Genomic DNA, 13,990 nt, shown 5'->3' on the forward strand with positions numbered 1-13,990 from the left:
TTTACCGGTTTGGGTTTGGAATGGAAGATGAAACTGAAGATGAACACAAAAGCAGAAAAAGGAGAAGATTATGCAGCTAAACCTCACGACAGATTACGCAATCCGGTTTCTCTTATGCCTGGGCGATACAAAAGGGATAATGACAGGAAGTTTGATTGCAGACCAGATGAAAATACCCCCCAAATACCTTCTGAAGATAGCGCGAAAACTGCGCGGAGCAGGAATGCTTGGTACAGTAACCGGTGCAAAAGGAGGATATTATCTTCTAAGATCATTGGAAGAAATTACTCTTCTTGATGTTCTGAATGTAATGGAATCGTCAGTGAAAGTCAACCGTTGCCTGGAAGATGACGGATACTGTAATCGCGGAGCGGTAAGCACCTGCCAGATTAGAAAGTATTACCAGTATATCCAGAAGGAGATGGAAAATAAGTGGTTTTCCAGAAGCCTGGGAGAGATTATAAAAATGATGGATGCAGAAACCTGTGCAGCAGATGATATGCAAAAGGAATTGACGGAGATAAAGTGCAGCCATGGTTTGCGGGAACAGAGATTGGCAAGAAGAAGAGAGCTTCAAGCGAATATTATAGAAAGTATTCCTGTAGCACAATGTGTATCGGAAGAGAATGGGAAAGGATACCATGAAAAAATTGTATGAAAATGAGGCGATAAGTGGTGAATAGAAAAAGACGGAATATTTTGGCTGCTATCTGCATCATAGTAATTCTTGCCCTGACAGCTGGATTCTGGATCAGGGAAAAAGGAAAAAGTGTTCCGGAAAATTATCATTCTGAACAGACAAATGAAAAAAGTAAAGCAGACAACTCCGAAAGATCTGAACAAGCCAACGCATCAAAGAAAAAAGAATATACCGAAGAAGAAAAAGCGCGGATAGAGGAACAGACCGGAGTGACAGTCCAAAACGATGGAACCGTAGAGGTGAATATCGGAGAAATTCTGGAGGAAGAAGAGTCCGCGGCAGTCAGCCGGGAAGAAGCAGAAAAGAAGATCCTGAAAGAAGCAGGAAAAGGATATGAGATAGAGCGGCTGGGGCTGGAAAAATACCAGGACAACATGTACTGGGCAGCCCGCGTTGTTAAAGGAGGTGAGGCCAGACAGATATGGATCGACGCAGAGGCAGGAGAGACATTCCTGAACCAGAAAGAATAAGAGATTAAAAGGGAGGAGGTGAAAAGGAAAAGTGAAAGGAGAAGAAGGCAAGATCAAAAAGCACAGAAAAAGGAAAGGCAGAGTAAACTGGCTGAAACGGAGCCTGGCAGTCTGTTTGGCAGCGGCAACGCTGATGACAGGCGTAGGGCTGGAAAGCGTGTTTGCAGATGAAGCGGTAAGTACCGGCAAAGTCGAGACACAGCAGAGTGCACAGACAGAAGTTCAGACACAGGCGGAGACAGGCGAGGCAGATGAGAATACAGCCGCAGCTAATGCAGCTGACCCTGCAGATCATAACAATGCCCCGGAAAGTGTGACAACGGGCGGAGAGGCAGATAAAGCAGAGGCTGCAGATGAAGGGCAGACAACAGATGTGGTGAATACAGATGAGGTGTCAGAAGGGCAAGCTCCATCCGGACAGTCGGCAGATAATAAACAGAATGCAACTGGGACAAAAGTAGAAACTAATACAGAAGAGACTGTACAAAAACCGACTGGAACACAGGCAGAGGAAAGTGTAGGGGATACGCCGAAAGCAATTACACTGCCTGTACTGGAAAAAGCTCTTCTGGCAGCACAGAATGCGACAGATGCCCCTAAAATTACAGTGCATCAGTATGCGAATGAGAGCAATACAATAAATCTTAGAGAAGGAGAATTAGAAACAAATCTTCCCAAATTTAAAGGAGGTTCTCTTGCAGAAGGAGATACAGAAGAAATTCCTGACTATGTACCTGATGCAGATGAACCGGCAAGAATTTTTAAGCAGGCAGCTTTTGTGTATAAAAATGCAGAAGATAATATGGTTTGGCTGACAGGACTTTATCCGCATAAAAACGATACAACCGGAAAGTATGATTGGTACTACACAACAAAAAAGACAGATGAGAATAATCCTTCCGGTGATCCTAATGATCCGTTGGAAGAGGTGGAAGTTGGCTATCTTTTGCCAGAGAATACGGAAATTCGGTTTTATTACGAGTTGACAGGAGAAACCTTGTATACAGTTGAAACGTCCGGTGTAGCCGGAAGCTTTAATTTGAGCCTTACAGGCGGTGAGAATCAGAATGGAACATTTAAGGCAAAAGCAGGTGCTAAAATTATTGCAACTTTAAATGTAGCAAATACTATATGGTGGGCAGAATGTTTGTTAAAAGGGGCGTCCACAGAATATGGGAAATGGGGCTTTTTCAGAGATGACATTCAAGATAATAAGCAACCGTCGGCATATAGGGATCCTTCATATACTCATGGGAAAAAGATAGATGACAAAGGAAATTACCAGTTTGAATTTACGATGCCGAAAGAAAATTTATCGTTGACTATGACATCTCATCAATGGGAAGGAGCAGATGCAATTTCCTGGTTTGGTCTTTGGGCAATGGAAAGAGAACAGGAAGGTTCGCCAGAGTATGGAGCTACCCGCATTTATACCTATAGTAAGACTTCCAGTAGTAACACTACTCCGGACGTTACGGAATTAAAGTATAGCGATACAAGCCCAACAAATGGATTTGGAACCTGGCATTTGGGGGGCAGGCCTCTAATGACCTATGAAGCCTATTATAAGAAATTATCTTGGCCCGAAACTTCTTATCGAAAGATGTTGGCTGGGAATTTGCCAGGTAGTACTAATGGACTTCCTAATGTAGGGCCGGGGGTTGAAGGAAGTAAAGGATTATGGTCAACTCAGGTGGATCAGGCTGGAACCTCAAAAAATATTCCTGTTGGAGAATTTGTTCCTGGCGGAACGGTGGTATTCGGTCTAGAAGTATCAAGGGCATTGCAGGATACAGGTTCTTCTAGTGGAAAGTATCTTTGGAGAAACGTTCCAGCGACTTTAAGTCTGGATATTTACCGAGACGAAGATTTTTCCGGAGGTAATTTTGATCGTTATACTCTTATTATGCCGAAAAAGGCAGGTACATCTGTTTCAGAGGAAATACCGGGAGGCGGGAAAATAACAATAGAATGCAGAACGGTTCATGACGAGAATGCTACAGATTTATGGGGCAAACGGTTGGATGCAGGATACGGCAAGCCAACGATGATGTCTGCGTTAAATAAACCGCAGTGGTATACTTATAAAATTACAGTTTCAGGAATTATTTCAAATTTCAAAATTGTATATAACATGTACCATACATCACAGTCAAATCATTTCATTAATGCTCTGGATGGAACGGTGGAAGGAAGTGATGTTTCCACTGTTTCTAATAGAAAAGATCCAAGCAAAGTAAAGGGAGATTTTATCTATTACGCTAAAGGGAGAACTTATAATCCAGGTGGAACGGCAGTTGATAATCCAGGAACAATTGGTTATTATCCGTTGAGAGAGGGACTTAAAATTGAGACAGCAGAAAGAGCAGATAAAACGGGATATAATAAAAATGTTAATTGGATTTTGCTTGGAGCACAGGTGCAGGAGGGATACAGTAAACCTGAGATTACAATGGAAAAAGGAAATGCAAGCCAAGCAGGATTTTCTGTAGAAGAACAGAACCGACTGGCAGACGGCCGTTATGTATATAAAGTGGCGCTCACCGGCACTCAGAAAAATGACTGGGAAAATCCAACAGGAAGGCTAAGCATGGTGTCAGAGCCGATACAATTTTCAGTAAAGTATGGGACAAATGAAAATGGTATTTTCAAAGAACATACAACTCCAGACTATACACTTCAATATGATGAAAATGAAAATTATATTATTCTGCCATATCTTCCAAATGGAGTTACGAGTTTGAAAGGATATAATGTAGAAATTTGGACAACTGGAGATAACGTGGAGAAGGTGGCAAATCTCAAGCACAAAGATATCTACCCTGATTCAGCAGAAACCATTTGGATGCCGGCAACAGTTATGAATGTAAGAGACATTTACAAGTATCTGACAACTCATAATATAAACGGTAATGTCGATGATAATGGTGCCCTCAAAGCAGGTGTTACACAGTATGATATTCGCCTGATTCCAGAGATAGCAGGCGACGGAGATGCGGCATGGCTAGTAGATGGAATTGGCTATAATACATATCAGCAAACAGGATGGTTTGATGATTGGAACAAAGATCCCGATAAAGGAGTAACGGAAGACTTTGCCGGAAAATATTTCGGGGACAAGGAGACAAGATATATAGATGGTTATATTAATAGTACGGTGGTATTTAGCAATTATCCTGAAGCATTTCTTGATCCCGATACACAGGAGAGATATGTTCTCCAAAGAGATGTAAGTGTTACAAGTGGGATAGCTTCTCAGGCTAAAACGGTACTTGGATATTTCTACTATATTAACCAGGCAGAATTGATTGGAATCGGTACACCAGATTACTTGACAGATAATGCACTGGCAAATGACCCGGCTGCAAAGAGTCAAATGGATAGGCTGAGACAGTGGGCATTTGACAATAAGCAGAATAAATATACTGGCGTAAAAGGACGAACAGATAATGTTTTCAAATTACCAGATGGAGTAGTTATGCCTCAAGAAATCAATACTTCCAGTGGCATTATGAAGTGGGCCGGATGGAAGTTTGGTAAATTGGAGGATAATGGAACGCTTTCTAAAATTTACAATTATAAAGTTCCTGATAATGTAAAAGAGGTAAATCTTTATGATCTGTATCAACAAGAAGGCGGAAAAGAAGTCTGGGAGGGAATCTTTGGAACTGGAATCGGTACACAACGGGTCAAAGGACATGGAATTGTTCTTGTGCCAACATATAGCGGAGCGAAGATAGAGCCTGCTGGAGATACGCAGAGAACTGTCGAGACTTACACGGGCGGAAACGCGGATATGGATATTAATAACGGAAGCTTTACCCTCAGTGCAGACTTTAGTTTTATAGGGAATAAAGAAAATTTGAAACAGGAGGGTGTCGGCTTTGCAATAATTAAAAGTCAGACAGGCGGTACAACACAGGTAGTCGGCTCCGGAATGCTACAAGGTGATGAGATAAAATATCTACAGGGTTCTTATATTAGCAACGGACAATTAACGATGGATATTAAGGATATCATAATTGAAGATGGAACACTATCTCTTTCATGCCATGTTGTAAGTATTGATCAAGGAGGAACGCCAACTATTCGTTATGAGAATGATAATGACGCTACTTATGCGATATATGCATGGTCATCAGGAAATAGTATAACAATTCCATCTAAAGATGATATAGATGTCTCAAATGGAATTGACGGAGATGAAATGATGTGGATTGTTAATACCGGATCTAATATTCCTGGAGATACAAATACAGTTAAGGTTCTTCCTAAGGCAGTATCTACGATTGAAGAGCAGCAGGTACCTGGTGGTGAAGCAATTCAGCAGATTGAAAGTCTGGATCCTATAGTAACAAATGCAGAAACAGATTTTGATGTTACCGGAAGCTTCCAGGCAGATCCTTGGTATCCAGTGGATTTACAGATTGGCGATAATGCAGCTTCAGAAGCAAAAGTACATATTGCACTTTACAAGAAGAATCCAGATAGTAATCCACCAGATTGGCATAGCTGGGCTTTTGATGGAGATTTAACAAGCGGAGCAGGTGTTGCAGGTTCTACAGAGCAAAAGACAAATAAAGGAAGGATTGATTTCGGAGGCGATGGAGAGGCTACTGTCACATTCCCTATTTTTAATCAGATAAATCCTACTAATGGTAATCCGACCGTTTCCTGGCAGTGGGATGACAGGGCCAAGTACTGTATCGTGGCGTGGAATGAATCTAATAAAGATCTGGCGGGAGATAATCCAACATTTACTGAAAACAATTTATGTCCGGGAGGAGCACAGTCTGATGAAGCACCTAGTGTAACATCAGAAATTCAACTGCAGTGGCAGGAGAGCAACTATTATGTTTACATACCGGCTAACGTAATCCTGACAGAGGATGAAGCTAATGTAAGCGGAGGATCTGAAGGCTATGCAGGAGCAGCAGCAACAATTCGTTATAAGAACCCAAGTAGCGGGAATCCGGCAGAAGGCAACAATGAAAAAGACCAGCCAGAAGTAGAGGTTAAGGTAGAGGCTGATAAAGCTATGACAGAAGAAGCCACTGGAAACAAAACCATGACAATGGGAATTTACGGAACAGATGGTACAAAACGCCAGATAACTCAAGAAAGTCCGGATCCTACAGCTGGAACAAAAGGGAATTATGCTTGGGTAGGTGTATTGAAAAATGCAGGTGATTCAACAGAAACAACAGCAGACACCAAAGAAAGCGTTCCAACAGGAAAAAGTATTTCTTATCAGATTAATGCCAAAACCAATAATGGAGATGCCAGAGGAACAAGCTATACGGGAACTGTAGAGTATATTCTGACACTTCGGGATTATGTAAGGCCAACATCATAAAACAGCAGATGGAGGAAAAGAGATGAAAACATCTAAAGTAATCAGAAAAGTACTGGTATGTGCCGGACTCTGTCTGCTGCTGGCGGTAGCTCCCTTAGGGAGCGCTAAGGCCGCCGGAGTGGACAGTGGAGTTAATGTAACGTATGTTGCAAAAGAGACTCAGGGAATCGGCGGAGACGGCAGCGAAGGAAGCAGCACGATCAACGCCGGGAAACGCACTAGTCCGGTACGGACAGGAGATGCCTCCTTACCCATAGCATATCTGGCTATGGTTATGATATCAGCAGGAGCAATTTTACTGATCCTGCTGAAGGATAAAAAAGAAGAAAAAGAGGAGGAAAGTGCATTCTAAAAAATGCACTTTCAAGACACACGGAAATCCATCAGCCGGGAAAAAAGAGATGGAGGGGAACAGGATGGAGAGGCCATTCAAACAATAAAAAAACACAGAGAAAAGGAGAAAAAGAAGTATGAAGAAGAGATTAGCAACATTAGCAATTTTAGGAGCAATGACAGTGAGTGCAGTAGCACCGATGAGCGTATTTGCGGCAAATCCAGAACAACATAAGACGGACGTAATGTATGTAACAGGAGCGGTAACACCAGGTGGTGGGGATGCAGGATACTATGTAACAGTACCAGCAGATATTGTATTTACAGACACAGTAAAAACTGGCGCACAAAAACTGGAATTAAAATCTACAGATCCAGATAGAGCTCTTTCAGATGATTTACTTGTATCTGTAACGGTATCTTCAGAAAAGTTAGGTTACTTGGAAAGCGATGGAACAGCGACTAGTGAAAAACTGGAGTATAATGTAAACTATGGTGGTTCACCAACAGAGACTATATTAAACAAAGATAACCATACAGATGTTTTAGCTGGAACTTTGAGCAAATCAGCACCGGCTATTAATGGTACAGCAACTTTAACATCTGAAGTTAAAAATGTACCGGTAGGAACAGAATTTAAAGATGTGTTGACCTACGAAATTGAGCAGACAAGCCCAACCATCTAAAATTAGTGAAGCTAGGGTGAATCATTCCTTTAGTCCGCTTACAGCAGAAAGCAGTGTGAGTAAAATGATATTTTGTAATTTTCTTACAATGAGTATAATAAAAAAGGAGAGCACAGGGTGGAAAGGAATGTAGGAGCAATATTTAGTAAGAACGGTAACGTCAAGGTGAGCTTAAAATTCATTTTGAAAGCCTCTTAAAAATTGCTTAAAGAAGAACAGGGAGCCGGAAGGATCTGGCTCCCTGTTTTAAAAAAATTTCTCTAAACAGGTTTAAAGGAATGCCTATAAAATAATACGAAAAAAGGCTGCTCCGGTATGAGGAGCAGATCCAGAAAAGGGAACAGGAGAAACTCATGAAGTATTTTATACAGTTTGATGCAATAACAAAGAATATTAAGGAGCAGCGCTCCTTTCAGGATAAAAAAGGTCATCCGTGGCCTTACCTTACCATCGAAGAATATAAGGAACTTCCGGAAAAGGAAAGACGCATTGCCGGGGATTTAAGACGGCAGGATTCCGGAAGTGCAGAGCTTACTTTAGAAGACGGGGAAGCCCTGACAGGGCTTTATGAATATCGCCCGGGGAAGCGGTGGAACGAAAAGACCATTGGTTATCTTCCGGTTGTACCGGAAGGAGAGGGGGATGAGCCGGTCTGTTGTGTGAGAATCTTAGGACGCTCCCTGGTAAAGACCATCCTTTTGCCCCTGTTGCTTTTGTGCCTCCTGGCAGGGATTGTGCTGGGATTTTTGTGGTATCTAAGGGATGAAGAGGTTCCGGGACTGGATGAAGCCCAGATTGCCTACCATGTGGAAGGGATGGTAAATAAGGATCCAAGCCAGATCATGCTGCCGGGAATCAGTCAGATCACAGCCCGGGCAGGGGAGGAGCATGTGGAGCATGTTCTCTTTAATCCGGAAGGCAATCCCTGTTATTTCAAATTCCACCTTGTACGCAATGATACTGGGGAAGAACTTTACACTTCCGGACTTGTGGAGCCGGGAAATGCGGTTATGGAGTTCGACCTTACAGAACCTCTGGAAGCAGGAAGTTATGAAGTAACAGTACAGGTGGAGACTCATCCGGTGGATGATCCGGAAGGCGAAATGAACCAAGGGGCGATCAAGACTACCCTGGTAGTGGAATAGGAACAAAAGAGAAGGGAATGAAAAGTCTATGAGCAGAAGATTAGTGGAGAAAGAGCTGGAAACCAGCAGTAAAACTTACAGCAGGAAAGAAGGCTGTTGGAATTACATTCCGGCAGGGATGGCGGAAGAAGAGGAGATTACGCCCCAGAAGATTATAGGGGATATCGGGTACCGTTCAAAGAAAGAAGAGGCAGCGTTCCTGCTGGGAGAGGAAGGGACGGAAGTGGCGGTAAACCCCTTTAAGGCTAAACTGGGATACGGACAGAAAGTACTGGGATATATCCCCTGTGAGGAGGAAGACGGGGGAGTGATCTATGTACGGGTGATCGGAAAGAGCTGGGGAAAGATTCTGATTCCGCTGGTAATTCTGCTGGCGTTGATCGCCGGCGGACTCTGGTGGTATTTTGCCCAGAACCGGGGGCCGGATCTGGACGATTCAGCCATGGCTTATCAGATGCCGGGCGGTCTGAAGAATGAGGATCCAAGCCAGATCATGCTTCCCGGATTCGGAACCATCGATATGGAAGCAGGTCAGAGGACGGTTCATGCAGCATTGTCCAATCCGGAGGGAAATCCCTGTTACTTCAAATATACAGTAAGTCTGCAGGAAGGAGGAGATGTCCTCTATGAGAGTGGATGGCTGGAGCCGGGAACGGCAGTGACAAAATGGGAGATCGCGGAAGAACTGGAGCCGGGAGATTATCCGATTTCCCTTTTGGTGGACACTGGAAGTCTGGATGATTATCAGCAGGAAATGAATAAAGGAACCATTAATGCTACCCTGCATGTGGAGTAAAACCATGAAGAGAGAACAAAAGAAGAAAGGATTCCGGCAGGCTGTATTACTGTTAATGGGAGTATTTGTTTTATCGGCCCTTGCAGGATGCGGGAAGAAGCCGGCAGAGGCACAGGAAGTCACCAAGGCGGAGGGGACGCTCCGAATCGGGGAGGAGATTACCCTCTATATAGAAGATACCCAGTACATGTCTCAGGTAAAGCCGCCAAGTCCCATGGGATATTATGACTATTATCCGGAAGAAGAAGGCTGGAGGTATCTGGTGGTATCGGGGACGACAGAGAACCGAAGCGGAGAAGATTTCAACCCAAAGAGATGCTATGTGGAAGGATACGTGGATGGCGAACCAAGGGAAGGAAAACTCCTCATTTTGGCGGCTCCGGGGACAGAATTTTGGGATACTCTGCCGGCAGACAGCAAGAAGGGAAGCTGGGATTTTTACTTGTTTACCCTGATCAGAGAAGAGGAAGAGCCGGAGGAACTTGGGTTTTTCTATAATGACGGTTTTACAGAAGCAAAAGAAGGAGAAAAATGGGATCATAAGATTACCCTGGAGCTGTTCGAGTAAAAGAATAGGCAGAAGGAGAAAAGGAAGCCATGTCAGAAAAAAAGAAATTACCGCAAACAGAGGAGATCGCCCGTTATATTGAAGAGATGGAGATCCGGAAGAAAGTAATCGGAGGCTGGGAAGAAGAGGATGTGCTGGAGCACATCCGAATAATCAGCGGGAAGTATGAAGAAGTGATCCGGAGCATGCAGGCGAAGATAGAGGAACAGGCGGAGGAAGAGGAAGAGAGGAAGAAGGAATACGGGAAAAAGAGTACGGAACTGATTGACAGCATGGCCCAGATCCGAGAGTATCGGGAGCATATGCTGGGGAAAGCCAAAGAGGAGGCAGAAGAAATTTTAAAAGCAGTCCGGGAGCAAGAAAAAGAGAGGGAAGAGCGGATCCGGGAATTAAAAGTGATGTATGAAAAGGAGCGGCAGGAATATCAGAAAAAGGCAGGGCTTTTGAAGGAGCAGGGGCGCATTTTCAGCGAGAATGCCCGGAAGATTTTGGAGGAGATAGAGGCGCTTCATGACGGAATGGAATAGGAAGGAAATAAAAGAAGAGAGCCCGGTGGAACAGGCAGTTTCCAGTCGGATAGAAGAGATCCGAACAGAAAAGCGGGGCTGGAAGAAGTGGGCAGCAGGGACCGGAGCAATGGCTTGTGTACTTTTTTTACTGTCTCATGTGTTTTTCGGACTTGCTGTTGTAGAAGGTTCTTCTATGGTTCCCGGATATCAGGATCAGGATCTGACCCTTTACGGAAAAGTCCGTGGGGAATTGAAACGAGGAGATGTGGTGCTTGCCAGGATACAGGATGGGAGGACACTGATCAAACGGGTCATTGGGCTTCCCGGAGAAGAAATTTATATAGAGAAAGAAAGCGGAGGAGTATACATAGATGGGGATAAACTGGAAGAACCTTATATACAGGGACAGACAAGCCCCGGGATTGGTCAGGAAAATCCGTTGACGCTGCAAGAAGGGGAATACTTTATTATGGGAGATAATCGGGAGAATTCTTCCGATTCCAGATATTACGGACCAGTGAAAGAAGGGCAGATCAGAGGAAAAGTCTTATGGTCCTTAAGGAAGGATTAGGAGAAAGAACAGGAAAAAGGGGAGGAAAAACAGGAGGAAAGGAAGTGGAAAGGATTGGAAAAGAAAAAAGTAAAGAAAGTACTTCCGCTGCTGATGGCGGCGACCGTAGTATTTTCGGGATTCTCAACAGCGTGGGCAGAAGAGCCGTCAGGGGAGCAGGGATTGGGACAAGCTAATGAAGTAGAAATGTCAGGCGAGCCGGAGGTTTCAACGGAACCGGAGGTCCCGGAGGAACCAGAGACACCGACAGAACCGGAAACTCCGGAAGTTCCAACGAAGCCGGAAGAACCGGAGATTGCAGAGGAACCAGAGACACCGACGGAACCGGAAACTCCGGAAGTTCCAACGGAGCCAGAGACACCGGAAGAACCGGAAATTCCAGCGGAGCCGGAAACGCCAACGGAACCGGAAGAACCGGAGATTCCAGAGGAACCAGAGACACCGACAGAGCCGGAAACTCCGGAAGGTTCAACGGAGCCGGAAACGCCAATGGAACCGGAAGAACCGGAAATTCCAGCGGAGCCGGAAACACCAACGGAACCGGAAGAACCGGAGATTTCAGAGAAACCAGAGACACCAACCGAACCGGATAACGGGTCAGATGAAGAGACAAAACCGATTGCTCCGTCGCCATCTGTACCGCAGACAGGATGGAATCCACAGGTACTGCCAGTGACGGGAAATCAAAAGGAAAGATTCCTGGAAGAGTTTACTCCATCAGAACGGCTCATTCCCAAGGTTTTACGGATAAAGTACAGTACAGATATGCCTCTTGAGAATATTCCGCCCTTTATTACTACAGAGATGATCACAGGAGCTTTGAAGGTACAGGATGAATACGGCTATCCGGCTTCTGTAACGATTGCTCAGGTTATTCAGGAATCCGGATTTGGAAAGTATGGTCCTTATGGTGAGAAGGGACAGGGGCTTTCCTACTTGGCCTTTCAGTACAATAATCTTTTCGGAGTCAAAGGGACAGGGCCGGCCGGGTCTGTTCAGATGAAAACAGGGGAAGAAACAGAAGAAGGGAGAAGCTATACCATTCGGGCAGGATTCCGGATGTACCATACATACAGCGAAAGTATGGAGGACAGGGCAAAACTTTTGAAGGAAGTATATAGTGATCTGATCGAAGGGGTAACGGATGCCAATACTTTTGCCATGAGGATCGGAAGCCGTTGGGCAACGGACGTTGATTACGGAAAAAGCCTGATCCGGCAGATGGAAACTTATGATCTCTATCGTTTGGACCGAATGACACTGGAGACTTTTGACAGTCTGCTTGGAGAGTTTGCAGATCCATGTCCGGGGTCACAGGTAACAAGCAGATTCGGGTGGCGGCAGTGGAGCCATTCCTATCATAAAGGGATTGACCTTGGAACCGGCAGTGAAAATATCCCTACCTATGCGGTGGCAGCAGGAACAGTGATTGAAGCAGGCTGGGGCGGATCCGCCGGCAACTGGATCATCATTGACCACGGAGAAGGAATTGTGACAAAATATATGCATCACAGCGAGATGTATGTCAAAGAAGGAGACAGGGTGGAAAAGGGAGAGCAGATCGGTTTAAGCGGAACCACAGGGCGTTCTACAGGGAATCACCTGCATTTCCAGTTGGAGATAGACGGAGAAGCAATTGACCCGGAACCATATCTTTTCCCAGAGGAAAGCGGACTGAACAGTCAGGACTAAAAGAACATCAGCAAAATGGCAGTAATCCTCTTTTTTACTTGACATAAGTATATGTCATCGATATAATAGATGACATAAAGATAATGTGAGTGAAATAGTAATTGAAAAATATAGAAGGAATAGTAAATTACACATATTCAAAAGGAGGAATACTATGTTAGAAAAACAGGATATTGAAATAATACGGTCGATTATGCAGGAGTCGGAAGAGCGGATAATGGAAAGAGTCGATCAGAAGCTGCAGAGAGCGCTGCGTGAGACAGAGAATGGTTTACTTGAGGAAATGGACAGGATGAGAGAAAGCCTGGAAGAGAAAATTGCAAATGTCGATAAAAAGGTAGATAATCTGGAAACTTATTACAGGATAACAAAGCTTGAAAACGATAATACCTCCATTTTATTAAAAATAGTGGGGGACCTGCAGGAACGGGTGACCGTGCTGGAAAAGAAAACAGCATAATATACAAAACAAACGGATCAGACAGAGCACAGGATCAATGTGCTGTCTGGTCCGTTTGATAATAGAAATGAAAAAGATCAGAGCGCTTCTTTGATTCGCAAAACAGCGTCTTCAAGAATGCCGTTTACGTCAGCGCCCTGGATATCCAGGTTTTCAGCCTGAAAGCAGAGCACTTCCGGTATACTGTAAAAGGCATCAGACAGAGCCTTTACATAATCGTAGCCCAGGTTTCGGTCTGCGATAGGTCCGCCTGCTGTTGTCACATAAATGATACGTTTTGCTTTGCAAAGTCCCAGGGGAATACCGTCCGGGGAATACTGGAAGGTTACGCCGACTACTGTAACATGTTCGAGATATATCCTTAAGATGGAAGGAAAAGCCAGATCCCAGTAGGGCGCTGCAATAACAATTTCATCTGCGGCAGCAAACTGGGCTGCATAGCGAAATAGAGGATCTGAAAAATTTTTGGATGAAATAAGCTGGTTTCGCTTTTCTAACAGTTCCAGATCCAAAGGGGAAAGTTGTTCATGGCCAAGATGGACTTCTTCTATCTGTCCGTTTAATTTTTTCAGAACTTCCTGTGCCAGTAAACAGGTGCGTGAGCAGGGTCTTACGCAGGCATTGACAAATAATATTTTTTTCATGTTGACTCCTTTTTTGTTCAAATAATACTACCCTCTTTTTGCAAGAGTATATCCTTTGTG

Annotated in this window: 13 protein-coding genes; 12 read left to right on the top strand and 1 reads right to left on the bottom strand. The window is 44.2% G+C overall.

Going from position 1 to position 13,990, the window contains the following annotated elements; all coding sequences use genetic code 11:
* The first annotated feature begins 70 nt into the window (after positions 1-70).
* From EUBC25_RS07295 to EUBC25_RS07350, 12 genes are all read left to right on the top strand, one after another.
* On the top strand, positions 71-658 hold the full coding sequence (locus EUBC25_RS07295) for an RrF2 family transcriptional regulator (RefSeq protein WP_230107488.1): 588 nt from the start codon (positions 71-73) through the stop codon (positions 656-658).
* Positions 659-675: 17 nt separating this feature from the next.
* Complete coding sequence (locus EUBC25_RS07300; RefSeq protein ID WP_230107489.1) at positions 676-1,170, top strand: hypothetical protein; 495 nt, start codon at positions 676-678, stop codon at positions 1,168-1,170.
* A 31-nt stretch (positions 1,171-1,201) separates the two neighbouring features.
* Positions 1,202-6,526, top strand: coding sequence for a hypothetical protein (locus tag EUBC25_RS07305; protein ID WP_230107490.1), 5,325 nt, complete (start codon positions 1,202-1,204; stop codon positions 6,524-6,526).
* 22 nt (positions 6,527-6,548) lie between these two features.
* Positions 6,549-6,878, top strand: a complete 330-nt coding sequence (locus EUBC25_RS07310; protein ID WP_230107491.1) for a hypothetical protein — start codon at positions 6,549-6,551, stop codon at positions 6,876-6,878.
* 118 nt (positions 6,879-6,996) lie between these two features.
* Positions 6,997-7,545, top strand: a complete 549-nt coding sequence (locus tag EUBC25_RS07315; protein ID WP_230107492.1) for a hypothetical protein — start codon at positions 6,997-6,999, stop codon at positions 7,543-7,545.
* A gap of 353 nt (positions 7,546-7,898) precedes the next feature.
* Positions 7,899-8,690 carry a hypothetical protein gene (locus EUBC25_RS07320; RefSeq protein ID WP_230107493.1) on the top strand — a complete coding sequence of 264 codons (792 nt, stop codon included), beginning with the start codon at positions 7,899-7,901 and terminating at the stop codon, positions 8,688-8,690.
* A gap of 28 nt (positions 8,691-8,718) precedes the next feature.
* Positions 8,719-9,486, top strand: a complete 768-nt coding sequence (locus EUBC25_RS07325) for a hypothetical protein (protein ID WP_230107494.1) — start codon at positions 8,719-8,721, stop codon at positions 9,484-9,486.
* Positions 9,487-9,490: 4 nt separating this feature from the next.
* Positions 9,491-10,054, top strand: coding sequence for a hypothetical protein (locus tag EUBC25_RS07330; RefSeq protein WP_230107495.1), 564 nt, complete (start codon positions 9,491-9,493; stop codon positions 10,052-10,054).
* A 29-nt stretch (positions 10,055-10,083) separates the two neighbouring features.
* Entirely contained in the window at positions 10,084-10,581 is a 498-nt protein-coding gene (locus EUBC25_RS07335; RefSeq protein WP_230107496.1) for a hypothetical protein, read from the top strand.
* Positions 10,565-11,134 carry a signal peptidase I gene (lepB, locus tag EUBC25_RS07340; protein ID WP_230107497.1) on the top strand — a complete coding sequence of 190 codons (570 nt, stop codon included), beginning with the start codon at positions 10,565-10,567 and terminating at the stop codon, positions 11,132-11,134. The genes EUBC25_RS07335 and lepB overlap by 17 nt, the downstream gene beginning before the upstream one ends.
* A 54-nt stretch (positions 11,135-11,188) precedes the next feature.
* Entirely contained in the window at positions 11,189-12,826 is a 1,638-nt protein-coding gene (locus EUBC25_RS07345; protein ID WP_230107498.1) for a peptidoglycan DD-metalloendopeptidase family protein, read from the top strand.
* A gap of 154 nt (positions 12,827-12,980) precedes the next feature.
* Positions 12,981-13,286 (top strand): hypothetical protein, encoded by a 306-nt coding sequence (locus EUBC25_RS07350; protein ID WP_230107499.1) that lies wholly within the window; start codon positions 12,981-12,983, stop codon positions 13,284-13,286.
* Positions 13,287-13,363: 77 nt separating this feature from the next.
* Here EUBC25_RS07350 and EUBC25_RS07355 read toward each other — a convergent pair whose 3' ends face one another.
* Positions 13,364-13,930 carry an NAD(P)H-dependent oxidoreductase gene (locus EUBC25_RS07355; protein WP_230107500.1) on the bottom strand — a complete coding sequence of 189 codons (567 nt, stop codon included), beginning with the start codon at positions 13,928-13,930 and terminating at the stop codon, positions 13,364-13,366.
* Between the last annotated feature and the right edge of the window lie 60 nt (positions 13,931-13,990).

This window comes from Claveliimonas bilis (genome assembly GCF_020892095.1).
Classification (GTDB): domain Bacteria; phylum Bacillota; class Clostridia; order Lachnospirales; family Lachnospiraceae; genus Claveliimonas; species Claveliimonas bilis.

Excerpts from the sequence above, each read along its gene's own strand:
- EUBC25_RS07295 (WP_230107488.1), top strand. The coding sequence starts at position 71 with ATGCAGCTAAACCTCACGACAGATTACGCAATCCGGTTTCTCTTATGC.
- EUBC25_RS07310 (WP_230107491.1), top strand. The coding sequence starts at position 6,549 with ATGAAAACATCTAAAGTAATCAGAAAAGTACTGGTATGTGCCGGACTC.
- EUBC25_RS07315 (WP_230107492.1), top strand. The coding sequence starts at position 6,997 with ATGAAGAAGAGATTAGCAACATTAGCAATTTTAGGAGCAATGACAGTG.
- EUBC25_RS07320 (WP_230107493.1), top strand. The coding sequence starts at position 7,899 with ATGAAGTATTTTATACAGTTTGATGCAATAACAAAGAATATTAAGGAG.
- EUBC25_RS07325 (WP_230107494.1), top strand. The coding sequence starts at position 8,719 with ATGAGCAGAAGATTAGTGGAGAAAGAGCTGGAAACCAGCAGTAAAACT.
- EUBC25_RS07330 (WP_230107495.1), top strand. The coding sequence starts at position 9,491 with ATGAAGAGAGAACAAAAGAAGAAAGGATTCCGGCAGGCTGTATTACTG.
- EUBC25_RS07335 (WP_230107496.1), top strand. The coding sequence starts at position 10,084 with ATGTCAGAAAAAAAGAAATTACCGCAAACAGAGGAGATCGCCCGTTAT.
- lepB (WP_230107497.1), top strand. The coding sequence starts at position 10,565 with ATGACGGAATGGAATAGGAAGGAAATAAAAGAAGAGAGCCCGGTGGAA.
- EUBC25_RS07350 (WP_230107499.1), top strand. The coding sequence starts at position 12,981 with ATGTTAGAAAAACAGGATATTGAAATAATACGGTCGATTATGCAGGAG.
- EUBC25_RS07355 (WP_230107500.1), bottom strand. The coding sequence starts at position 13,930 with ATGAAAAAAATATTATTTGTCAATGCCTGCGTAAGACCCTGCTCACGC.